17 protein-coding genes, 1 tRNA gene and 1 pseudogene are annotated in these 22232 nt (G+C 66.1%); 7 read left to right on the plus strand and 12 right to left on the minus strand.

The window, feature by feature from the left end:
- Positions 1 to 468 (plus strand): zinc-binding dehydrogenase (locus tag SB786_RS10370; protein ID WP_410727385.1); only part of this gene is annotated, 468 nt, incomplete at its 5' end.
- A gap of 91 nt (positions 469 to 559) precedes the next feature.
- Here SB786_RS10370 and SB786_RS10375 read toward each other — a convergent pair.
- The 5 genes and pseudogenes from SB786_RS10375 to SB786_RS10395 form a co-directional block, all read right to left on the minus strand.
- Positions 560 to 1150: pseudogene (locus tag SB786_RS10375) on the minus strand (transposase); the annotation flags it as partial.
- Between the two features lie 287 nt (positions 1151 to 1437).
- Positions 1438 to 2628, minus strand: coding sequence for a M20 aminoacylase family protein (locus tag SB786_RS10380; protein WP_410727386.1), 1191 nt, complete (start codon positions 2626 to 2628; stop codon positions 1438 to 1440).
- Positions 2629 to 2707: 79 nt separating this feature from the next.
- The gene (locus tag SB786_RS10385; protein ID WP_410727387.1) at positions 2708 to 4042 is read right to left on the minus strand and encodes a DUF3100 domain-containing protein; all 1335 of its coding nucleotides are present in this window, start codon (positions 4040 to 4042) and stop codon (positions 2708 to 2710) included.
- Positions 4043 to 4090: 48 nt separating this feature from the next.
- Entirely contained in the window at positions 4091 to 5608 is a 1518-nt protein-coding gene (locus tag SB786_RS10390) for an aldehyde dehydrogenase family protein (protein WP_410727389.1), read from the minus strand.
- Between the two features lie 54 nt (positions 5609 to 5662).
- On the minus strand, positions 5663 to 6550 hold the full coding sequence (locus SB786_RS10395; protein WP_410727553.1) for an NAD(P)-dependent oxidoreductase: 888 nt from the start codon (positions 6548 to 6550) through the stop codon (positions 5663 to 5665).
- Positions 6551 to 6678: 128 nt separating this feature from the next.
- Between SB786_RS10395 and SB786_RS10400 the strand changes: the two genes are divergently transcribed.
- From SB786_RS10400 to SB786_RS10410, 3 genes are all read left to right on the plus strand, one after another.
- Positions 6679 to 7587 carry a LysR family transcriptional regulator gene (locus SB786_RS10400; RefSeq protein ID WP_410727390.1) on the plus strand — a complete coding sequence of 303 codons (909 nt, stop codon included), beginning with the start codon at positions 6679 to 6681 and terminating at the stop codon, positions 7585 to 7587.
- A 314-nt stretch (positions 7588 to 7901) separates the two neighbouring features.
- A complete protein-coding gene (locus tag SB786_RS10405) occupies positions 7902 to 8351 on the plus strand; it encodes a hypothetical protein (protein WP_410727391.1) in 450 nt (149 codons plus the stop codon).
- Positions 8352 to 8364: 13 nt separating this feature from the next.
- The gene (locus tag SB786_RS10410; RefSeq protein WP_410727392.1) at positions 8365 to 8538 is read left to right on the plus strand and encodes a hypothetical protein; all 174 of its coding nucleotides are present in this window, start codon (positions 8365 to 8367) and stop codon (positions 8536 to 8538) included.
- 47 nt (positions 8539 to 8585) lie between these two features.
- Here the strand turns inward: SB786_RS10410 and SB786_RS10415 are convergent.
- The 7 genes from SB786_RS10415 to fdnG form a co-directional block, all read right to left on the minus strand.
- Positions 8586 to 8681: transfer RNA gene (locus tag SB786_RS10415), tRNA-Sec, on the minus strand.
- Positions 8682 to 8723: 42 nt separating this feature from the next.
- Positions 8724 to 10649: a selenocysteine-specific translation elongation factor gene (gene selB / locus SB786_RS10420; protein ID WP_410727393.1), complete on the minus strand. Its 1926-nt coding sequence runs from the start codon at positions 10647 to 10649 to the stop codon at positions 8724 to 8726.
- Entirely contained in the window at positions 10646 to 12085 is a 1440-nt protein-coding gene (gene selA, locus SB786_RS10425; RefSeq protein ID WP_410727394.1) for an L-seryl-tRNA(Sec) selenium transferase, read from the minus strand. The genes selB and selA overlap by 4 nt, the downstream gene beginning before the upstream one ends.
- 75 nt (positions 12086 to 12160) lie before the next feature.
- Positions 12161 to 13096 carry a formate dehydrogenase accessory protein FdhE gene (gene fdhE, locus SB786_RS10430; RefSeq protein ID WP_410727395.1) on the minus strand — a complete coding sequence of 312 codons (936 nt, stop codon included), beginning with the start codon at positions 13094 to 13096 and terminating at the stop codon, positions 12161 to 12163.
- A gap of 389 nt (positions 13097 to 13485) precedes the next feature.
- Entirely contained in the window at positions 13486 to 14112 is a 627-nt protein-coding gene (locus SB786_RS10435; RefSeq protein WP_105788812.1) for a formate dehydrogenase subunit gamma, read from the minus strand.
- Positions 14109 to 15023 (minus strand): formate dehydrogenase subunit beta, encoded by a 915-nt coding sequence (fdxH, locus tag SB786_RS10440; RefSeq protein ID WP_410727396.1) that lies wholly within the window; start codon positions 15021 to 15023, stop codon positions 14109 to 14111. The genes SB786_RS10435 and fdxH overlap by 4 nt, the downstream gene beginning before the upstream one ends.
- A gap of 10 nt (positions 15024 to 15033) precedes the next feature.
- Entirely contained in the window at positions 15034 to 18105 is a 3072-nt protein-coding gene (fdnG, locus tag SB786_RS10445) for a formate dehydrogenase-N subunit alpha (RefSeq protein ID WP_410727397.1), read from the minus strand.
- 140 nt (positions 18106 to 18245) lie between these two features.
- Here fdnG and SB786_RS10450 point away from each other — a divergent pair, with 140 nt between their 5' ends.
- From SB786_RS10450 to SB786_RS10460, 3 genes are all read left to right on the plus strand, one after another.
- Positions 18246 to 19178, plus strand: a complete 933-nt coding sequence (locus tag SB786_RS10450; RefSeq protein WP_410727398.1) for a YihY/virulence factor BrkB family protein — start codon at positions 18246 to 18248, stop codon at positions 19176 to 19178.
- Between the two features lie 435 nt (positions 19179 to 19613).
- The gene (locus tag SB786_RS10455; RefSeq protein WP_006758993.1) at positions 19614 to 20771 is read left to right on the plus strand and encodes a porin; all 1158 of its coding nucleotides are present in this window, start codon (positions 19614 to 19616) and stop codon (positions 20769 to 20771) included.
- A gap of 388 nt (positions 20772 to 21159) precedes the next feature.
- The gene (locus SB786_RS10460) at positions 21160 to 21633 is read left to right on the plus strand and encodes a VOC family protein (protein ID WP_410727399.1); all 474 of its coding nucleotides are present in this window, start codon (positions 21160 to 21162) and stop codon (positions 21631 to 21633) included.
- Positions 21634 to 22232 lie beyond the last annotated feature (599 nt).

The following is a 22232-nucleotide window of genomic DNA, read 5'->3' on the forward strand; positions in this document are numbered from 1 at the left end:
ATTGCATCAGTGACGAATGCCGAACAGGTAACCATCGCGAGGGAAAATGGCGCAGACCAGATCGTAGACCGAACCGCAGATCATGTCGCCGACCTCATTGTCGAAGCGACGGGTGGCCGTGGCGTGGACCTCATCGTTGATGTCGATGTGAAATCCAATCTCGACATTGACATTGCATGCCTGTCTCAAGGCGGAGTGATCAGTTCATACGCAACGACCAGCTCAATAGATGAACTGTCCGTTCCACTGCTGAAAGCCATGATGCACGGTTGCGTATTGCGTTTCGTCTATATCTATCGGGTGCCCGATGAGGCGAAGCAGTCAGCTATCAAAGATGTCAACGCATGCCTCGAAGCCGGAGCATATGCCCCACGAATCGGCATGACAGTACCCTTGGAGCAGATTGCCGATGCACACGAACGCCTCGAGTCTGGTCGAATCATGGGAAAGGCGCTAGTCTACCTATAAGCTCGACGCCTTGGTACAACGTGAGCTCCAAACGTCGATGCGTTCGGAAGGACGTGTCAGGAATTTTGTGTGGTGAGGCCGGTTAAAAATCTCAGCGCATGGCGGCGGTGAATCGCTCGCCGAACAGAATGGCGAACTGATTGACTGCTTGCCGCCAAGTGATAGGCGGCATCTTCCAATCCTTTTCGATGTTGCGCAAGGCCAAGTACAGCAGTTTGCTGGCGGCTTCGTCGCTCGGGAAGTGGCCGGATTCTTCACGATCTTGCGCAACTGCATGTGCATGCTCTCGATGGCGTTGGTCGTATATACGATTCGACGCACCTCGGGCGGATAGGCGAAAAAGCGCTGCCACATGGCCGCGACGGCCCAGCGCCAGATAAACCGCCTTGTTCTTGACCGTGCCTTCGTCGCGGATCTTCAACCGCAGTGCGTCAAAGTACACGATCGGATTCATGGCCTCGAGCGGGCGTTGCTGCCATTGCTCGACGTCGACCCGCACCTCGTCGGTGACCGTCGAAATCAGGTCGGGCGACACCTGCAGCCCATACAGTTCCAGCAGATGGCCCTGAATCTCGCGAACGCTCATGCCGCGTGCATACATGCTGATGACGTGGTCATCGAAGCCCGGCAGCGGGCGTGGATACTTGCCGACCAACTGTGGCTCGAACGTTGCCTGCCGATCGCTCGCGAGGCCGCGCCAGAAGTGGAACACGCCCAGCGCGGCGCTTTCATACCTGTGTTTCGCCCCACGCAACACTCGCGCCGTCGCGCGTCGCCTCCTGAAACGCAGGCTACGCTCGGCTTGGCATCAGAGTTTTGCACACCTGATGGATCGGTCGACGGCCATGGAGACGATCTCCTGCAACGGGCGCAGCTCGTCGTGCGCGATCCCTAATCGTAGGTCATTGTCGGCATCTGGCACGACAGCTCGCTCATTGCGATCTGAACCGAAAAGTCAGCGCCGCGTCCCTACCGCCACAAAACCCGCTCCACCAACCTCACGAAATAACTCGCCCCCACCGGCAGCAACGCATCGTTGAAGTCATAACTGGCGTTATGCAGCAGGCACGGCCCGCCGCCGTGCCCATGCACGCGGTGATCGCCTACCCCATTCCCGAGAAACGCATAACAACCCGGCTTCTCTCGCAGCATGAACGAGAAATCCTCCGCCGCCATGGTCGGATCGACGGCTGCGTTCACATGCGCGTCGCCGACCAGCTCGCGCATCACCGTCACCGCCACCGCTGTCTGCTCGGCGTCGTTCACGGTAGCCGGATACTGGCGCTGGAAATCCACCTCGCTCTCGCAATCGAAGGCCGCGGCCGTCGCGGCCACCACGGCGCGCATGCGCGTCTCGATCAGGTCGAGCGTCGCATCGGAGAAGGTCCGCACCGTGCCGCCGAGCCAGGCATCGGTCGGTACCACGTTCATCGCCTCACCCGCATGCACCTGCGTGACCGACAGCACCGCGCCGTCGATCGGATTTCGGTTGCGCGTGACGATCCCCTGCAGGGCGCTCAGCACCTGCCCCGCCGCGAACACCGGATCGCGGCCCAGGTGCGGCATGGCCGCGTGGCAGCCGGCACCGCGCAAGTTGATCCGGAACAGGCTGGTCGAGGCCATCAGCGGCCCCGGCCGCACCGCGAAATCGCCGGCCGCGATGCCGGGCCAGTTGTGCAGCCCGAACACGGCATCCACCGGGAAACGCTCGAACAGGCCGTCCTCGATCATCGCGCGCGCGCCACCGCCCGACTCCTCGGCCGGCTGGAAGAACAACTGCACGGTGCCGTCGAACTCGCCATGCCGCGCCAGATGGCGCGCGGCCCCCAGCAGCATGGCGGTGTGCCCGTCGTGGCCGCACGCATGCATCGCGCCGGGCACCGTCGAACGATGCGCGAAGGTGTTGGCTTCCTGCACGGGCAACGCATCCATGTCGGCGCGCAGGCCGATCGCACGCGAGCTACTTCCGCGCTTCAAGGTGCCGACCACGCCGGTGCGGCCGACGCCGCGCGTGACGGCATAACCCCATTGCTCGAGCCGCTCGGCAACGAGTTCGGCGGTGCGGAACACGTCGTAGCCGACCTCGGGATGGGCATGGATATCGCGGCGTATCGCCGTCAGTTCGTCGGCGTGCGCGACGATGGAATCGATCAGTTTCATGCGGATGCGAGCGCTTTTGTCGGTCGTCGCGGCGCGACGGCGGGCCGGTCCATGCCGCCCGCCGCCGTGCCACGCGGCATCAGATATGGAACAGCTGCGCCACCAGGGTCGCGCCGATGAAGGTGCCGGCATTGGCCACGAAGGACACCAGCACGATGCGCCAGCCGAGCCGGCGGAAGGCCGGGATGTCCTTGGCAATCGACAGCCCCGCGAACACCAGCATCGGCGTGGTCACCCCGAGGAAATCGTTGTGCGAGCTGAGCGCGGCGATCTGCGAAGCCCACGGGGACCACGGCGAGGTCAGGAACATCGCCACCACCGATACCCAGCAGACCGCCGGAATCCGCCGCCCCGTCACGCGCGCCAGCGCATCGCCGACGATCGTCGCGCCCACCATGATCACGATTCCCGGCAGTCCCGCCAGCGGTGTGGTGCCGTGGGCGATCCAGTCGCACACCAGCGCCATCGCGGCCGTCACGATCCAGGCGAGCAGCTTGCCGCGGTAGCCGAGCGCGGGCGCCTCGGTCCGCACTTCACCCAGCGACGGGCTGGCCCCCTCTGGCTGCGCCGATGCGTTGGTGGTGCGGCCGATCAGCGGCTCCAGCACGCGATAGCCCCAGACCGCGAGCGGCAGCGAGATGAACAGCGTGAAGTAGGTACCGATGGTGGTGGTGATCAGGTTGCTGGCCGCGGCGAACGCGAGCACCGATTTCGCCGTCTCCGGGTCCTGCTGCGCGGCGATCGCGCCCGAGGCGGCCGCCATCATGCTGCCCGAGCCGACGCCCGAACCCATCGCGAGCGCGAGCGGATCGAAGATGCCGAGGCTGCTCACGAAACCCGCGAACACGGCGATGAACACCGCACCGAACACGGTGCCGGTCAGGTACTCGGCCAGCACGCCGCGGCCCTCGGCCGAATCCATGCCGTACTTTTCGCCGATGATCGCCAGGCTCGGCTCGCGGCCCACCGAGAAGGTCGCGCCGATCGCCTCGCGCTTGATGCCGAGCAGCAACGCGAGCGGCAGGCCGAGCAGGATGGTGCCGACGAAGTGGCCGAATTCCTGGAAGGCCAGCGCCCAGCCCGCCGACGCCAGCTTGGGCAGCGCGCTGCCCACCATCAGCCCGAGCTTGGAGACGAACAGCAGCAGCGCCGGCTGCAGGATCGCGGCCGCGAAGAACTGGTCGGGCACGCTCAGGCGCGCGCTGCTGTTCCAGCGCGCGCTGGCCAGCCCCACCGCGGCACCGAGCAGCAGCGCCCAGATCATCGGCAGCAGCACGACCTTGCCCGGTCCGAGCTTGAACGTGAACGAGCCGATCCATTCGGCGACCAGCAGGATGCCGGCCGCGTAAAGCAGGACCTTGGCGGTGGCCGCGCCGCCAAGCTCGCGGCGCTCGATACCCAGTGCGTGTTCCATGACGAATCTCCCCTTGAAGCCCGGCTGCCGTCGAATGCGGGCCGGTGGTTACAGATAACCGAACGCGGTGGGCGGCGCTTCGGCCGTCTCGACCCACACGCTCTTGGTCTGCGTGTATTCGTACAGCGCCTCGACCCCGCTCGAGCGGCCGTAGCCGCTCATGCCGTAGCCGCCGAACGGGGAGGCCACGTTGATGGTCTTGTAGCCGTTGACCCAGAAGGTGCCGGCATTCACCTGCGCGGCCACGCGATGCGCGCGCGCCACGTCGGTGGTCCAGGCCGCGCCGGCCAGCCCGAAGTCGGTGTCGTTGGCGATCGCGATCGCCTCCTCCTCGGTGTCGAACGGGATGGCGGCCACCACCGGCCCGAAGATCTCGGTGCGCGCCACCTCCATCGCGTTCGACACGCCGGCCAGCACGGTGGGCGCCACGAAGTAGCCGCCGCGGCCCTCCCCGACGCGCTCGGCGGAGCCGCAGGCGAGCGTGGCGCCATCCGCCACGCCCTGCGCGATCATCGACATCACGTGGTCGTACTGCTTGCGATTGTTGATCGGGCCCACCTCGGTCGCATCGTCGAGCGGCGCGCCGACACGGATCTTCTTCGCCCCGGCAGCCACCATCGCGACGAATTCGTCGTAGACGGCGCGCTGCACCAGCAGGCGCGAGCCGGCCACGCAACTCTGGCCCGCGCCGGCGAAGATCGCCGCCTGGGCAGTCAGCGCGGCGCGCTTGAGGTCGGCATCGGCGAACACGATATTGGCCGACTTGCCGCCCAGCTCCAGCACGCAGGGCAGCACGCGGCGCGCGGCGGCCTCGGCGATGCGCGCGCCGGTGGCCGGCGAGCCGACGAACACCACCTTGCTGACCACGCGATGCGCGATCGCGGCCTGCCCGGCGGTGTGACCGAAGCCGGCCAGCACGTTGACCAGGCCGCGCGGCAGCCCGGCCCCCTCGCCGAGCCGGGCGACCGCCAGCGAGGTGAAGGGCGTCAGCTCCGAGGGCTTGAGCAGCACGCCATTGCCCATCGCCACGGCGGGCGCCACCTGCCAGCCGCAGGTGAACACCGGTGCGTTCCAGGGCGTGATCTGCAGCACCACGCCGGCCGGCTCGCGGCGCGTGTAGTTGAGGTGCGAGGTCGGCACCGGGATCACACTGCCGTAGAACTTGTCGGTCCAGCCCGCGTAGTACTCGAACATCTCGGCGACCTTGGCCACCTCGCCCCGGCAGTCGCGGATCGGCTTGCCCGAGCCCAACGCCTCCAGCCGCGCGATCGCCTCGGCCTCGGCGCGGATCGCGCGCGCCACCTCCTGCATCACGCGGCCGCGCGCGGCATGCGTGAGCGCCCACCATTCGCGCTGCGCGCGGCGTGCGCTTTCGGCGGCATGGTCGATCACGGCTGCGCCGGCGTCGCGATAGGCGAGCGTGATCTCGCCCGTCGCCGCATCGTAAAGCTGGATCGTGTCGCCCTGGCCGGCGACGAGCTCGCCGTCGATATACGAGCCGATCGCGGCGGCACCGGGGAAGAAATGGGCGAAGGCGGCAAGCAACTGGTCTGCGTGCTGGGTCATGTCAGATTTCCGTACAGGTGAGTCGAGCGGGATCGTGGTGCGGGCTGCCCGGCCTCAGGCAGGGTCGAGGAAGTCGACGATGCGGTTGAAGTCCTCGCCGTCGGCGACGGATACCTCGCTGGCGGCCCACACGCGCGCCGCCTCGCGCGCCACCGGCGCGACGCTGCCGAACTGGTCGAGCAGGCCCAGCGCGAGCCGCACGTCCTTGCGCATCAGCTTCATGGTGAAACCGGAATCGAACTTGCCGTTGAAGATCCAGGTCGGGTAGTTGGTCAGCGTCGCGCTGTTGCGGCCGGAGCCGCCGTTGAGCGCCTCGACCAGCTTTTCCGGATCGACACCGGCCGCGCGCGCGGTGCGCACCGCCTCGCTGGCGGCCAGCAGGTGCACGCCGGTCAGCAGGTTGTTGAGCAGCTTGGTGACGTGGCCGGCGCCCACCGGGCCCACATGCACGCGCTTGGCGCTGATCGCCGCGAGGATCGGCTCGATGGCCGCGATATCGCTGTCCGAGCCGCCCAGCACCATGGTCATGGTGGCGGTGGCCGCGCCCTTCGGGCCGCCGCTCACCGGGCCGTCGACGAACCCGATGCCGCGCTCGGCCAGGGCCGCCGCCACGCGCCGCGTGCTGTCCGGATCGGCCGTGGTGGTGTCGATCACGATGGTGCCCGGTCTCGCGTTCTCAAGCACGCCGCCCGCGCCCAGCACCACCGCCTCGACCACCGCCGAGGTCGGCAGCGACAGCAGCAGCACGTCGGCGTCGCGCGCGATCTCGGCCACCGAATCGCGCGCCGACAGCACCGCCTGCCCGGCCAGCGCGAGCGCCACGCCGGGCGCCGCGTCATAGCCGAGCACCGTATAGTCGCCGCGCCGCAGCGAACCCGCCATGCCGCGCCCCATGTTGCCCAGACCGATCACGCCCACCGTTTTCATCCGACGACTCCTGATAGCTGTTGGTTCGAGGCCGGTGCGCCAGCTTGCGCCCGCCTTGCATGCCAACGATGTTCGGTCCGGCGCCCCGTATAATCAATCAACGCCAATATTGATATTGTTCTCTTTTTTAGAACACACGGATCATGAGCGATACCCTTACCGAAAGCCGGATCGTCTATTTCTACGAGGCCGTGCGCTGCGGCACGATCCGCGCCGCGGCCGACTGGCTCGACGTGGCGCCCTCGGCCGTGAGCCGCCAGATCGGGCTGCTGGAGAAGGAGCTCGACGCCACTCTGGTGGAGCGCCACGCGCGCGGCGTGACGCCCACCGAGGCGGGACGCTGCGTGATCGAGTATTTCCGCGAGCAGCTCGCGCACCGCGACGACCTGATCTCGCGCCTGCAGGAACTGCGCGGCCTCAAGACCGGCGAGGTCAGCCTGGTGCTCGGCGAGGGCTTCGTCTCGGACCTGCTGGCGGGGCCAATGCAGCAGTTCTGCCGGCAGTTCCCCGGGATCCGCGTCAACCTCGACGTGGGCAGCACCAATGACGTGATCCGCAAAATCTCGAACGACGAGGGCGAGATCGGCCTGGTCTACAACCCGCCCGCCGAGCCCAAGCTGGTGTCGCGCGCCTCGAAGCGGCAGCCGATGATGGCGATCGTCGGCCCCGACTTCCCGCGCCGCAGCCACAAGGTGCTGACGGTGCAGCAGCTCGCCACCCACCCGCTGGCGGCCACTCACCCGTCCTACGGCACGCGGCAGATGATGGAGGCCGTGGAATACGCCGAGCGCGTGCGGCTCACGCCGATCGTCACCACCAATTCTTTCGCGATCCTGAAGGAGTTCGTGAGATCGGGACTCGGAATCTCGGTAATGCCAGCCTTCGCGGTGGCGGCCGAACTGCAGGCCAAGGAGCTGTTCGCGATCGAGATCGCACATCCAATCCTCGAGAACGCCGAGGCGCACATGGTCACGCGCGTGGGCCGCAAGCTCTCGGTGGCCGCCAACAAGATGCTGCAGATGATGACGGGGCAGATGCGGGCGTTCCGCTAGCACGGCCTGCCCTGGCCCGTGCCCGTGCTCCTGGTCGCCACGGCGAACTCGGCGCGCCGCCGCCCGATCGCATAGGCAAACAGCAGCAGGCATGTGTCGCGCGCCTTCGCTGGCCCCCTCAGATCATTGGAACGTCTCCCGAAGCCTCTTCACTGCGACCTTTCCGACATCTTTGGCACTGCGTGGATTTTGGCCTGTAATCAAAAGTCCGTCCTCCACAACATGAGAGCCGAACGGCACGGTTGCTTTGGTGTATCTAACGCCCCGCTTTTGCAACTCTTCTTCGAGGCTGAACGAGACCGCATGGTCGCGTTTTGCCAGGATTTCTGCTTTCCACGAATAGCCCGAACACACTCGGCTATCTTCGAGCGGCTATCAAATATGCGCACGAGATCGGCAAGATCGAGTACGACCAGACGGCGAAAATGGTCATTCCGAAGCAGGGCAACGAACGCCACGTCTACAAAGGGCGCCGCGAAATGTTGGAGATCGCGAAAGCTTGCTCGCACCGCCGAACCCGAGCAGCCATCCGGACCGCGTTCTACTCCGGGATGCGCATGAGCGAAATCCTGCGCGCGCTCCCGACCAAGGACGGGTTCTCTCTCGGCACGACAAAGAACGGGCGGCCGCGGCTAATTCCCATCCATCCACGGATCGCGGTCATAGCCCGATGCGTGCGATTCACCGAGCCGGCATGGAAAATCAAGGAAGAGTGGATCAAGGCTCGCCGGAAATTCGGCCATCTAGGGGGATCTGCGGCATAGCGCCGCGTCAGAAATGATCAACGCCGGAATACACCTCTACACTGTCGCCGGCGTGCTGGCGCACAAGACGACTACGTCTACCAAGCGATACGCACACCTGGTGCCGATCGGCTCGCGGAAGCCATCAAGAAGACCGGACGATCTTGAGCCGTTACAAAAATCGGGCAGAAAAACCCACACCCCATGACGTTACGCGGCTCCGCATGACTAACCGAAAATCGCCTGAAACCATTGTGGCGGAAGGCAGCCGGAGTCGAACCGACCCGGGAGTGACTGACACCCCCAACTGGATTTGAAGTCCAGCCGTACCACCGGATACGAATGCCTTCCGATGAGAAAAGAATCAAAAAGAGCGAGAAGAACGCCGAGCGCCTACGCCTGAATACTCACCCAACCGCTGTCAGGCCGCAGGAAGTGGAGATCGCGGTGGAAGCGAGTATACCCAACCCGATCGAAGAACTCGAGAATCTGGATCGCACGCTTGCGGCCGAGCCCGGTCGCGTCGCGAAACGTCGCCGCATCGAGGCCGCCGCCGCGCGTCGGCGCGAGATGCGCAACCAGCCCGGCCAGCTCGCGCACGACGTCCGCGTGATAGAACAGGTCACGCACGACCTGATGCACGTCGCCGCGCCGCGCGAGCTTGCGCAGCAGCGCACGCACGGCCTCTTCCGCCGCACCCGTATCGCGCGCCAGATCGCGGACCCACGGCGGATCGAAGCGGCCGGCGTGGATCAGCGGCAGCAGTTGCCGCGCCAGCGCTTCCTCGCGCGCATCGAAACTCACCGAATGCGACGGCAGATGCAGCCAGGGCCCGCTACGCGCGACCTCCCCGCCGTCCACGAGCGCATCGACGAGCGCGCGCCACAGCGCATCGCCGACGAGCGGCGCCACCATCCGCCGCAGGCGTGCCGCGTCGAGCCCCAGCTCGTCCGGTACGCGCTCGTGATACGCGCGCAGCGTGTCGATGGTGCGCGCCTGCAGCGCAAGCCAGTGCGCCCGCGCCATCACCGTGCCTTCGTTCGACGCGGCGTCGCGCTGGCCAATCGCCAGCGCATCGTCCGGCAATGCGAGCACGTCGGGCGCAAACCCGCTCAGGTGCGTGAGCATCGTTCGGGCGATACCGAGCGGCGCCTGCGCAAGCAGCGCATCGAGCCGCCCTTCGTCGAGCCACGACGCCAGTGCGTCGAGCCATGCGCGGCGCGCAGGCGTGCGGCGCTTGCGCGCGGGACCGAACGGGTCGAGCACGCGGCCGCCGCCGACGGTGCGCGTCGCTTGCGGATTGCGAACGATGAAGCGATCACCCGGCAGCGCGAACACGGGTTCGTCGAACACCAGTTGCACGCGCATCTTCTGGCCGGCCGCGAGCGTATCGCCGTCGAGCAGCGCGACGTGCGCGACGCGATGCAGCGTGCCGAGATGCACGTGCAGCGGCGCCCAGTGCGTCAGCGTGAGCCCCGCGTCAGCCAGCAGCGTCAGTTCAACGTCAAGCCGCGGCGACGTCGCGACGAGCCGCGCATCCGCGACGGTATCGCCACGTTCGACGTCCGCCTTGTCGACGCCGGCCAGGTTCAGCGCGCAACGCTCGCCCGCGCGGCCTGCGTCGACCGGTCGGTTCTGCGCATGAATGCTGCGCACGCGCGCCGCCCCGCCGGTGCGCACGACCGCGAGCGTGTCGCCGGTCGCCACGCGGCCCGCGAACGCGGTGCCCGTCACGACGGTGCCCTGCCCGGCGAGCGTAAACACGCGATCGACCGCGAGCCGGAACAGGCCGTCGTCGCGGCGCGCACGCCACGCGAGCGCCGCATCCGCGAGAAAACGCTTCAATGCGGCGACGCCCGGATCGTCGTCGCGCGTCGCGCAGGTTTCGAAGATCGGCGCGCCATCGAGCGTCGAGCCGTGCAGCCATGCGGAGATCTCGGCGCGCACCGCCGCCAGGCGCGCGGGCTCGACGCGATCGGACTTCGTCAGCGCGACCGCCCCATGCGTGAGCCCGAGCAGTTGCAGGATCGCGAGATGCTCGCGGGTCTGCGGCATCACGCCGTCGTCGGCGGCGATCACGAGCAGCGCGAAGTCGATTCCGCACGCGCCGGCCGCCATCGTATGAACCAGCTTCTCGTGGCCCGGCACGTCGATCAGGCCGAGCACGTCGCCGTTCTCGAGCGGCGTATACGCATAGCCGAGTTCGATCGAGATGCCGCGCGCCTTCTCTTCCTTCAAGCGGTCGGTATCGACGCCCGTCAGCGCCCGCACGAGCGTCGTCTTGCCGTGATCGATATGTCCTGCAGTACCGACGATCATGCAGCGGGCCCGGCGATCCGCACGCATTGCGCGACGAAGGTCGCTTCGTCGGCCGCTTCGAGGCAGCGCAGGTCGAGCCGCAGCGCATTGTCGGCCACGCGGCCGATCACCGGACGCGGCCATTCGCGCAGCCGCTTCTCGAGCTGCGCGAGCGCACGGCCGCCGCGCTTGCCGTCCGGCGTGCGCACGACGAGCCCGACGCTCGGCAACTGGTCGAGCGGCAGCGCACCGCTGCCGATCTGGCTGAACATCGGCTCGACGCGCACGTCGAAGCCGCTGCCGAGCGCGGCCTGCAACGCCGGACGCACGCGCTCGGCCGCCTCGGCGATGTCACGTTGCGGCCGCGTCAGCAGCCGCAGCGTCGTGAGCCGCTCGCACAGGAATTCCGGCGCCTGGTAGAGCCGCAGCACGGGTTCGAGCGCGGCGAGCGTCAGCTTGCCCACGCGCAGCGCGCGCTTGAGCGGATGTTTCTTGATCTTCGCGACGAGCGCGCGATCGCCGACGATCAGGCCGGCCTGCGGCCCGCCGAGCAGCTTGTCGCCGCTGAACGTGACGAGGTCCGCGCCGGCCGCGACGGTTTCCTGCACGGTCGTCTCGTGCGGCAGGCCCCATTGCGACAGATCGGCGAGCGTGCCGCTGCCGAGATCGACCGCCACCGGCAGCCCGCGCTCGCGCGCAAGCGGCACGAGTTCGGGCAGCGTCACTTCCTTCGTGAAGCCGCTGATCGCGTAATTGCTGCAGTGCACCTTCATCAGCATCGCCGTGCGCGGGCCGATGGCATCCGCATAGTCGCGCAGATGGGTGCGGTTGGTCGTGCCGACTTCATGCAGCTTCGCGCCCGCCCGGCTCATGATGTCCGGAATGCGGAATGCGCCGCCGATCTCGACCAGTTCGCCGCGCGACACGACGACTTCCTTCTTCGTTGCCAGCGCCGACAGCGTCAGCAGCACGGCCGCCGCATTGTTGTTGACAACGGTCGCGGCTTGCGCGCCGGTCAGTTCGCACAGCAGATCGTCGATCAGATCGTCGCGGTCGCCGCGGCGGCCGGTGGCGAGATCGAATTCGAGGTTCACGGGCTGGGTGAGCGCGTCGACCACCGCACGCACCGCGTCGTCGGGCAACAGCGCGCGCCCGAGATTGGTGTGCAGCACGGTGCCCGTCAGGTTGAACACGGCGCGCACGGCACCCGTGCTCTGCGCGGCCAGTGTGCGGGCGACGGCTGCCGCGATGCGCGGCTCGTCGAGCGGCTCGGCCGCCGCCGGATCCTGCTGCGCGGCGGTACGCCAGCGTTCGAGTTCGGCGCGCACCGCGTTCAGCACGCGCGTGCGGCCATAGTCGGCGAGCAGCGGCTGCAGCGGCGCCGACGACAGCACGCGCTCGACCGACGGTACGCGCGCGAGGACGGCATTCAGTTCATTCAAACCCGGTTCGCTCACGTAGGGGTGGCTCCATTTCCATGCGGGGCTGGCGGCCGGCGCCGGTGCTCGCGCGCCCGCCCCGGCTGCCGGCCGTCAATCCGCTTCGCGCGACATGTCCGGCCACAGCAGCGGGTTCGGCGAACTGCGCTGGTAGCCGGCTTCATTCATCAGCAGGTCGAGCGTGAGGCTCGCAAGATCGTCCGCGAGCGGCTCGAACTCGTAGTCCTTCTCCTGATAGCCGATCTTGCGATAAGTCTTGCATTCGTCGCACGACTCGGCCTTCACGGCTTCGCTGCCGCCCTCGATCCCGTGGTAAGCGATGCCCTTGGTCGAGTCGCAGTGCGAACATTTCGTTCGCACCATGTGCCACTCGGTCGTGCACAGCCCGCACTGCAGGAAACGGTAGCCCTGGAACTGCCCGCCGACGCGCACGACGCTCGCGACCGGATGCGTGCCGCACACGGGGCACAGCCCCGGCTGGTCGAGATACGGGATGTCGGCCGGCGTGATGCGGCTCGCGAGATCGGTCCAGACCACCTGCAGCGCGGCCATCAGGAACGGCGCGGTGGCCGGGTCGACCTCGGCGAAGCGCAGCGCGAGAATCGCCTCGGCCTGCGCATCGAGTTCGGCGGGCGCCGTCAGGCGCAGCCGATCGAGCAGCTTCGCGAGCTGCGGGTTGACGAGCCCGGCGCCTTCGACGCGGTCGAGCAATTCATACAGCACTGCGCGCCAGCGCGGATCGCGCTCGCCGCCGAGCGCCGGCACGAGCGGCATCGAATGCTGCTGCGCACGCGCGATCGCTTCCTTCGACGGCAGCGGCAGCTCGAGCGTCTGCAGCGTCGGATGCTGTGCGTCGGCGACCGTAGCCATCAGCCGCAGGTAGCCGCTGATCGGATTCAGGTCGGCCAGCTTGCGCAGCCGCGCGGCGCGCGCCGAAAACACCGTGGCGCGCTCCGGCAGACGGAAGCGCGGAATGGCCGAATGATCGAGCGCCGAGATCTCGGTCGGTTCGAGAATGCGTTGTGTCACAAATATGTCTTCCAAGGGGGCTGTTTGCGCATGGAACGCGCATGCGTTGCCACGAGAAGGGCCGCTCGCGAGGCGCGCGACGCCGCGAATACTGACGTATTCGCAAGGAGTGCAACGTGGCGAGCGGCCCTTCTCGTGGCAACCCGTGACCAATAATCTATTTTAGGGGAATGCCCGAAATCGCTCACAGGGCGGCGTCCCTCGTCGCTTGTTTGGCTCGGCCAAACGGCGCTCCTCACTTCTTGCCCTGCGCGCGATTTCGGGCATTCGCATGCGCGTTCCATGCGCAAACCGCCCCCAAACAAGCGCCGACGAATCGGCGCTTCTGGCGATTCCGGCGGGTGGCGAAACGGTACGCCGCAATGGGCGAACCGTTCCGCTCCGGTGCGTTATTTCACGCTTTCACGGAACCACTTCGGGTGATGCTTGCGGGCCCAGCCCAGCGTGACGGTGCCGCGCACCATCGCGCCGATCGAACCCTTCACCCACAACGCCGCGTAAATGTGCACGATGATGCTCACGATCAGCACGAAGGCCGCCACGGCATGCACGACAGCGGCCGCGCGGATCACCCCGATCGGGAAGTAGAACGAGAAGTAGCGCCGCCAGATCACGATCCCCGACAGCAGGAGCAGCAGCAGGCACGCCACCAACGTGAAGAATAGCAGCTTCTGTCCGGCGTTATAGCGCCCGACGGGCGGCAGCCTGTCTTCCCGGTTGGTCACCACGTCGTCGATCTGCCTCAGCCACTGCCGATCGTCCGCGTCGAGCACGTTGTGGTGCCAGAAGCGCACCACGAGAATCGCGAACGACACGAACATCACGAGGCCGACGAACGGATGCAGGATCCGTGTCCACTGGCCGCCGCCGAACAGCGCGGTGAGCCAGAACATCGACGGATGGAACAGCGCGAGCCCGGACAGCGCGAGCAGCACGAAGGTGATCGCGGTGATCCAGTGGTTCGTGCGCTCGTTCGCCGTGTAGCGGACGATCAGGTTGGGGTCGTCGTGCTTCATTTTGCGTCCTCCTCGATGCGTCGCGCCTCGTCGCGGGCGGCGGCCTCGTCTTCCGCGCTGACCTCGTTCGGACCGACCCGGATGTAGTGGAAGAATCCGGCGAGCGCGGTCAGCGCGATGCCGGCGACCGCGAGCGGCTTCGCGATCCCCTTCCACAGCCTCACCATCGGGCTGATCGACGGATTGTCGGGCAGCCCGTGGTACAGCGATGGTTTGTCCGCGTGGTGCAGCACGTACATCACGTGCGTGCCGCCGACGCCCTGCGGGTCGTACAGCCCCGCATGCTCGAAGCCGCGCTCCTTCAGGTCCTCGATCCGCTCGGCCGCGTGCTGCTTCATGTCCTCCTTGGTGCCGAACACGATCGCGCCGGTCGGGCAGGTCTTCACGCAGGCCGGTTCCTGGCCGACCGCGACGCGGTCGGAACAGAGCGTGCACTTGTACGCGCGATGATCCTTCTTCGAAATCCTCGGAACATTGAACGGGCAGCCGGTCACGCAATAGCCGCAACCGATGCAGTTCTCCTCGTGGAAATCGACGATCCCGTTGTTGTACTGCACGATCGCGCCCGGCGACGGGCATGCCTTCAGGCAGCCCGGATCCTCGCAGTGCATGCAGCCGTCCTTGCGGATCAGCCATTCGAGGTCGCCGGCCGGGTTCTCGTATTCGGAGAACCGCATCACCGTCCACGAGTGCTCGGTCAGGTCCGCCGGGTTGTCGTACACGCCGACGTTGGTGCCGACTTCGTCGCGCAGGTCGTTCCACTCCATGCATGCCGTCTGGCACGCCTTGCAGCCGATGCACTTCGATACGTCGATCAGCTTCGCGACGCTCCCAGTCACCGGTTCGCGCGCCGTGGCCGGCGGCGTCGTGGTGGCCGAGACGCGCTTGATATCCAGCGATTGCAATGCCATCTCTTTCCCCTTACGCCTTTTCGACCTTCACCAGGAACGACTTGAATTCCGGTGTGTACGAGTTGCCGTCGCCTACGGACGGAGTCAGGGTATTGGCGAGATAGCCGGGCTTCGTCAGACCCTTGAAGCCCCAGTGCAACGGGACGCCGACCGTCTGGACCTTCTTGCCCTCGATCGTCAGCGGCTTGATCCGCTTCGTGACGAGCGCAACCGCGACGATGTAGCCGCGCTTGGACGACACCTTCACGCGATCGCCGTGCGCGACGCCGACTTCCTTCGCGAGGTCTTCGCCGATCTCGACGAATTGCTCGGGCTGGATGATCGAGTTCAGCCGCGCATGCTTGGTCCAGTAATGGAAATGCTCGGTCAGCCGGTACGTCGTCGCGACGTGCGGGAACTCGGACACCTTGCCGAACGACGCGCGGTCGCCCGGGAACACGCGGGCGGCCGGATTGTTCAGCGCCTGCGGGTTATCCGGGTGCAGCGGGTTCGCGGCGAGCGGGGTCTCGAACGGTTCGTAGTGCTCGGGGAACGGACCTTCGTTCATCCCCGCGCGGGCGAAGAAGCGCGCGACGCCTTCCGGGTTCATGATGAACGGCCCCATCCCGGTCTCGGGCGGTTCGTCCGCCTTGAAGTCCGGCACGTCGGCGCCCTTCCACGCGCTGCCGTTCCAGCCGATCAGCGTGCGGGTCGGATCGAACGGCTTGCCGCTCACGTCGCACGATGCGCGGTTGTACAGGATCCGCCGGTTGGCGGGCCACGCCCAGGCCCAGTTCAGCGTCTGGCCGATGCCGGTCGGGTCCGAGTTGTCGCGCCGCCCCATCTGGTTGCCGGCCTGCGTCCATGCACCGCAGAAGATCCAGCATCCGCTCGCGGTCGTGCCGTCGTCCTTCAGTTGCGCGAACGCGGCGAGCTGCTCGCCCTTCTTCACGAGCGTCTTCGTCGGATCCTTCGGATCCGGAAGATCGGCGAGCGCGCGCCCGTTGAACTCCATCGCGAGCTCCGCGGGCGTCGGGCTTTCCGGGTTCGCGTACGACCAGGTCAGGTTCACGATCGGGTCCGGATACTTGCCGCCGTCCTTCTGGTACATCTTGCGCATGCGCAGGAACAGCCCCGACATGATCTCGAGATCGCTCTTCGCCTCGCCCGGCGGCTCCGCGCCCTTCCAGTGCCATTGCAGCACGCGGCTCGAACTCACGAGCGAGCCGTCTTCTTCCGCGAAGCACGTGGTCGGCAGACGGAACACCTCGGTCTGGATCTTCGACGAGTCGACGTCGTTGTAGTCGCCGTGATGCTTCCAGAACTCGGACGTCTCGGTCGCCAGCGGATCCATGATGACGAGCCACTTCAGCTTCGCGAGCCCGGCGGCCGTCTTCACCTTCGACGGCGCCGCCGCGAGCGGATTGAAACCCTGGCAGATGTAGCCGTTCATCTTGCCGTCATTCATCAGCTCGATCGCCTGCAGCAGGTCGTACTGCTTGTCGAGCTTCGGCAGGTAGTCGTAGCCCCAGTTGTTCTCGGCGGTCGCCGCATCGCCCCACCACGACTTCATGAAGCTGACGTGGAACGCCTTGTAGTTCTTCCAGTAGCTCAGCTGGTTGGGCCGCAGCGGCTGCTGCGTGCGCTTCTTGAGGTACGCGTCGAAATCCTGTTCCGACTGCATCGGCAGCGTCATGTAACCCGGCAGCAGGTTCGACATCAGCCCGAGGTCGGTCAAGCCCTGGATGTTCGAGTGGCCGCGCAGCGCGTTCATTCCGCCGCCGGCGATGCCGATGTTGCCGAGCAGCAGCTGCACCATCGCGCCGGTGCGGATGATCTGCGAGCCGATCGAGTGGTGAGTCCAGCCGAGCGCATACAGCACCGTGCCCGCGCGGCCGGGAACGGCCGTCGTCGCGAGCATCTCGCACACCTTGAGGAATTTCTCCTTCGGCGTGCCGCACGTCTGCTGGACCATGTCCGGCGTATAGCGCGCGTAATGCTGCTTCATCAGGTTGTACACGCAGCGCGGATGCTGCAGCGTCGGGTCGACCTTCACGAAGCCGTCGTCGCCGCGCTCGTAGTCCCAGCTCGATTTGTCGGGGTACGCGTGCTTCTCGGCGTCATAGCCGGAATAGATGCCGTCGTTGAACGCGAAATCCTCGCGCACGATGAACGAGAAGTCCGTGTAGTTCTTCACGTACTCATGCTGGATCTTGTCGTTCGTCAGCAGATAGTTGATGACGCCGCCCAGGAAGACGATGTCGGTGCCGGTGCGAATCGGCGCGTAGTAGTCGGCCACCGAGGCCGTACGCGTAAAGCGCGGGTCGACGACGATCAGCCGCGCCTTGCGGTGCGCCTTCGCCTCCGTTACCCACTTGAAACCGCACGGATGGGCCTCGGCTGCATTGCCGCCCATCACGAGAATCACGTCCGCGTTCTTGATGTCGACCCAATGGTTCGTCATCGCTCCACGGCCAAACGTCGGGGCAAGACCTGCCACCGTCGGGCCATGTCAGACACGCGCCTGATTGTCGAATACGAGCATCCCGAGGCTGCGGACAGCCTTGTGCGTCAGGTAACCGACTTCGTTGCTGCCCGCCGACGCGGCCAGCATGCCGGTGGTCAGCCAGCGGTTGACCTTCGCGCCGTCTTCCGCCGTCTCGACGAAGTTCGCGTCGCGATCGGCCTTCATCAGCTTCGCGATCCGGTCGAGCGCATCGCCCCACGAAATGCGCTCCCACTTGTCCGAGCCCGGCGCCCGGTATTCGGGATGCGTCAGGCGGCTCGGGCTGTGGATAAAATCGATCAGGCTCGCGCCCTTCGGGCACAGCGTGCCGCGGTTGACGGGATGGTCGGGATCGCCTTCGATATGGATGATGCTCGGCTGCGCGTTCTTCGCGCCGTCACCGAGGCCATACATCAGGATGCCGCAACCCACTGAACAATAAGGACAGGTGTTGCGTGTTTCGACGGTGCGCGCCAGCTTGTACTGTCGGACTTCGGCAAGCGCTTCGGTCGGAGAAAAGCCCATCAGGGCAAGACTCGACCCGGCAAGCGACGTGGCCGTCACCTTCAGGAACTGGCGCCGTGACATTTGTAGCATGATGGTCTCGGCGTCTTTGTGGGGGTGGGGAAAAACTGAAAGGATTATAGACATTGAGCGCAACTATGGTGCAATCCTCGGATCAATATCGATTTGTCTGATCCACCGATGTCCGGCGATCAGCGCGCAACCGAACCGTCATGAAACGACAGATCACATCCGAAGCCACCCGCCTCGCGCAACAGCAGGCCAACTGGGTGCTCAACGCATTCAAGCGTTTCTCCTCCCACCGCTGCTCGGCGATGGCCGCGAGCATTGCGTTCTTTTCCGCGTTCTCGCTCGCGCCGACGCTCGTGATGGTGATCGCCGTCGCCGGCTGGTTCTACGGCGATGAAGCCGCGCGCGGCCAGGTGTTCGAGCAGGCCCATCAGCTGATCGGCGACGATGCGGCGGCCAGCATCCAGACGATCGTGCAGAACGCGCATCGCGCGGGCGAGCGCGGCGGCATCGCGACGCTGATCTCGTTCGCCGCGCTCGCGATCGGCGCATCGGCGACCTTCGCGTCGCTGAACACGGCATTGAGCGTGATCTGGCCGAGCGCGGAAAACCGCTGGTCGAGCATGCTCGGGCTCGTGCGGGTGCGGCTCATCTCGTTCGGGCTCGTGCTCGGCGTCGCCTTCCTGCTGATCGTGTCGCTCGTGCTCGATACCGCGATCACGTTCATCGGCACGTGGCTGCTCGGCGATTCTCCGTACGTCGCGATCACCAACGTGCTGCAGTTCGTCGTGGGCATCGCGGTGCTCGCGGGTGCGTTCGCCGTGCTGATGAAGTTCCTGCCCGACGCGCGCGTCGCATGGCACGACGCGGTGATCGGCGGGATCGTCTCCGCGATCCTGTTCTCCGGCGGCAAGAAGCTGTTCGCGCTGTATCTCGCGCGTGCCGGTACGGCCAGCGCGTTCGGTGCGGCCGGATCGTTCGCCGTCCTGTTGATGTGGCTGTACTTCTCCGCGGCCGTGCTGCTGCTCGGCGCGGAATTCGCGGCCGCGCGCGGCGATGCGCATGGCCGCGCACGCAATGCTGCCGGCGTGCCCGCGCCGATGGATCCCACCGCCGATCGCACACGCGACGACTGATTCCCCCGCGCATTGCGTCACATGCGGCCGCGCATCGCGCGCGCCGCCTCCGCCCTCCCTACGCCACCGCGTTCCTTTTCGCAATCACTCGGCCCCGCCGCGCGTTCATGCCTGTTGATGTGCTTTTTGCATCGGCCCGGTTTGCACGCTGCAACGGCAAACGTTTGCTCGCCTCGATTTCTGCGTGCGACCCCGCGAAATCCGCCCTTCCGTTGCCGAGTGCATCGGCCACTGCAACAATCGCATCGCAACAAATGTCAACTGTTTCAAAAAGAGGAACAGTCGTTGATGTGCTTGATATATATAGACTTTTTTCCGCTGTTACCTTTTCGAGACACTTTATTTTTTAGGCTTTCTTGCATGGAAGGCAGTGAGCTATTCTCCAATCCGCAACAAATAACGAATGACGAATCATTTGCGTGGAGATACTCAACGATGAAGAAACTCGCTCTCTCGACCCTCTCGCTCGCCCTGCTGGGCGCCGCTGGCGCTGCTCATGCTCAGTCGAGCGTGACGCTGTACGGCGTGATCGACACGTCGATCGCATGGGTTCACGGCAACAACGGTCAAGCCAACAACTCGTGGCAAATGCTGTCGGGCAACCTGCAAGGCAGCCGTTGGGGCCTGAAAGGTGCTGAAGACCTCGGCGGCGGCCTGAAGGCGATCTTCCAGTTGGAAAACGGTTTTGATCCGGGCACGGGCCACCTGAACCAGGGCGGTCGCATGTTCGGTCGCCAGGCATTCGTCGGCCTCCAGAGCGACCAGTACGGTACGCTCACGCTCGGCCGCCAGTACGACCCGCTGGTCGACCTGGTCCAGGCAGTGACGGCTGACAACTACTTCGGCAGCGTGATGGCAACGCCGGGCGACGTCGACAACAACGACAACTCGCTGCGCGTCAGCAACGCAATCAAGTACACGTCGCCGGTCTGGGCAGGCTTCCAGGTCGAAGGCATGTACGCCCTCGGCGGCGTTGCAGGCAAGACGGGTTCGGGCCAGACGTGGTCGGTCGCGGCTGCCTACAACAACGGCCCGGTCGGCGTTGCAGCAGGCTATTTCTACGCAGCCAACCCGTCGCCGACGACGGCTGTCGGCCGCGCAGGCTGGGGTTCGACGACGTCCGACGCGATCTTCGACGGCCCGATCAACTCGGGTTACGCAACGGCGAAGTCGATCGCCATCGCGCAAGTCGCAGGTCAGTACGCACTCGGCCCGGTGACGTTCGGCCTCGGCTACAGCAACGCACAGTACAAGCCGGACGCATTCTCGGGCTTCGGTTCGACCGAAAAGTACAACACGGGCCGTGCGTTCGTGACGTACCAGGTCACGCCGCCGCTGCTGCTGGGCCTCGGCTACTCGTACACGAAGGCGAGCGGCGACACGAAGGCGAAGTACCATCAAGTCGGTGTCGGCGCGGACTACTCGCTGTCGAAGCGCACGGACATCTACCTGGTTGGCGCATACCAGCACGCGAGCGGCACGCAGCTCGTTGACGGCGTGCAGCAAAGCGCGCAAGCGTCGATCGCTTCGTACGGCTTCGCCGGCAAGAGCTCGGCCGAACTCGTCGCACTCGGCATTCGTCACAAGTTCTAAGAAGTACGTTTCCGGTGTGCATGGCGTCTTCGACGCCATGTCGCCGAACTGCAAAACCAGTCATCGGCTTCGGCCATGGCTGGTTTTTTTTCGTCCGTTGCCGGCGGCGTCGAGACGGGCTACGGCGGCGGCCGGGACCTCGGGTACGGCAACCCGGCCACGAGCGGCGCGTGAGGCCCCTGTCGCGCGCGGGAAGCCCCTTTGAACGCATGCCGGCCCCCTCGCGCTGTCGACTCGGATGCGCCGGTTCCTCGATCGCCCAATCCCCGGATTCGCTGATACGAAGCACGTATGCTTCGACATGTCGATTTCGACGCGCTTCATTCGTCGTATCGATGGCGGCATGCAGATTGCCCGCCCCTCACCGACAGCAGACAGGAGACGCTCCATGACGATTCAGAAGATCACGCCGTTCCTCTGGTACGCGACGGAAGCCGAAGAAGCCGCGGCCTTCTACGCGGACATTTTCCCGAACTCGCGCGTCGTGCGCGTCACGGCGGTGCCCGGCACCAGCGGCACCCGGATGGTCGAGTTCGAACTGTTCGGGCAGCCGTTCATCGCGATGAGCCACCCGCGCACCGAGACGTTCAATCACGCGATCTCGCTGATGGTCAGTTGCGCCGATCAGGCCGAACTCGACCGTTACTGGAGCGCGCTGCTCGAGAACGGCGGCACGACCGACGGCTGCGGCTGGCTGCGGGACCGCTTCGGCGTGTCGTGGCAGATCGTGCCCGACGCACTGATCCCGATGATGACAGACCGCGACGACGTCAAGGCGGCGCGCGTGGCCGCGGCCATGATGCAGATGACGAAGTTCGACGTCGCCGCGCTGAAGGCCGCGTACGCAGGCACGGCGGGCTGACGAAGCCCCGGGGGCCGCGCCGTCCTTCGCGGGGTGCTGGCGCGTTCGTGGCGTGCGTGCGGCCCGCGCAATGACCGCATCCTTCGACGGATTGCATCACGCTGCGATGCAATCGCAGGCAGCGGCTGTTTACACATCGCTACGTCGACAGCATTGCTCCAGTGATTTGTCGCGCGTAGCGCACGAATGCGGCGACCGGTTCGCATGACGGCAGCGCATCGTCGCCGTCACCTTGCAGATTGACGGTGCGCGCAGCCGGCAGGATGGGTCGGTACGCGCGCCAGTACCTACGCCGCAGCGACGTTCTTCGGCGCGATCCTGCCGGTCGCGGCGCTTTACTGGATGCATGCGTGCCAGCGACTCGACGGGAACGATCGCCGCATTCATGACGCGAGACCTGCGGGACGCGCAGCGTTGCAAGGCTACGCGCCAGCTCGCACGCTGCGATCCGGTCGTCCGCACGAACCGCCCGCAGCACAGGATACGCACGACGTCATGCCGCATCCGCGTCGCGCGACCTCACCGCCGTGCGATGTGCGCAGCAATAAAAATCCCCGCACGCTTTCGCGTACGGGGACCGTCGGACATCGCAACGGTCG

The sequence above is a fragment of the Burkholderia sp. SIMBA_062 genome, assembly GCF_046534765.1.
Lineage (GTDB): Bacteria > Pseudomonadota > Gammaproteobacteria > Burkholderiales > Burkholderiaceae > Burkholderia > Burkholderia ambifaria.